Source organism: Streptomyces sp. ATLC9, assembly GCF_057196705.1.
This window is the reverse complement of the sequence record NZ_JBXUOY010000526.1, coordinates 1-1034: the sequence shown is the minus strand read 5'-3', so window position 1 is coordinate 1034 and position 1034 is coordinate 1. Positions and strand designations below refer to the sequence as shown.

1 protein-coding gene is annotated in these 1034 nt (G+C 76.4%); it reads left to right on the top strand.

The window, feature by feature from the left end; all coding sequences use genetic code 11:
- The first annotated feature begins 147 nt into the window (after window positions 1–147).
- Window positions 148–1008, top strand: a complete 861-nt coding sequence (locus AC2CJA_RS26840) for a trypsin-like serine peptidase (protein ID WP_484605233.1) — start codon at window positions 148–150, stop codon at window positions 1006–1008.
- Window positions 1009–1034: the final 26 nt, after the last annotated feature.

Sequence of the window (1034 nt, the reverse complement as noted above, 5' to 3'; positions counted from 1 at the left end):
GGCCCGCGACGGCTGGGGGCCGTACCGGTGCGGGGCCGTCCGGCGTACACACGCGTCCGTCCGGGGCCGCCCGAACGGACGCCCCGCGCCACCCGGGCGGCGGTGTGCGGATGGCATGCCGGCGTGGGAAGGGCGCAGCGTGAGGGCATGGACAGGATACGTGCCGTCATAGCCGCGTTCGTCACCGTCGCGACCTCCGCAGCGCTGCTGGGGGCCGCTCCCCTGGGCGTTCCCGCGGTCGATCCGGTGTCCGGCGCCGCGGCCGTTCGCACGACGGCCGACGGGACCGGCACCCCCCGGGCGCCCTGGCCCAAGGGCACCGTGCGGACCGTCGGGAAGCTCATCGGGACCTATCCGGACGGACAGCTGCTCGCCTGCTCCGGCGCCGTCGTGGACGCCCCCAACGGAAGCGTCGTCGTCACCGCCGCGCACTGCGTCCACAACCCCGGCGAGGCGCGCTGGAAGCAGGCCTGGTTCGTCCCCGCCTACGACCGCCACGGCACCGCGAACGCCGCCCGGGCCGGCTGGCGGGTGGAGTCGGCGCACCTGGAGTCCGCCTGGAAGCAGGGGAGTCTGCCGCAGGCCCTGCCGTACGACTACGCCTTCCTGAAGGTGGAGGAGAAGGACGGGCGGACCCTCCAGGAGACGGTCGGCGCCAACCGCCTGGGCTTCGAGCCCGTCGGCCCGGCCGGGCACACCGTGGCCCTCGGCTATCCGGCAACCGAGCCGTACGACGGCGAGACGCTCGCCCACTGCGCGGGCACGCCCGCCCTGCTGACCGAGCGGGACACCCGTCAGCCGAACGTGGGCGGGCTGCTGCTGGAGTCCTGCGACCTGACCCAGGGCTCCAGCGGCGGGCCGTGGCTGCGGGACTACGACGCCGTGAGCCAGTCCGGCACGGTGGTGGCCGTGATGTCGGTCGGCGACGACCGGGGCCGGGTGCTGGGCCGCCCCTTCCCGGCCGAGGCGCGGCGGCTGCTCCAGGCGGCCGGCGCCACCCGCGGCTGAGCCGCACGGGCGGAGCAGGCCCGGCC

What these genes read in the sequence shown, in the direction of transcription:
- AC2CJA_RS26840 (WP_484605233.1), top strand. Translation starts at nt 148, where the DNA reads ATGGACAGGATACGTGCCGTCATAGCCGCGTTCGTCACCGTCGCGACC.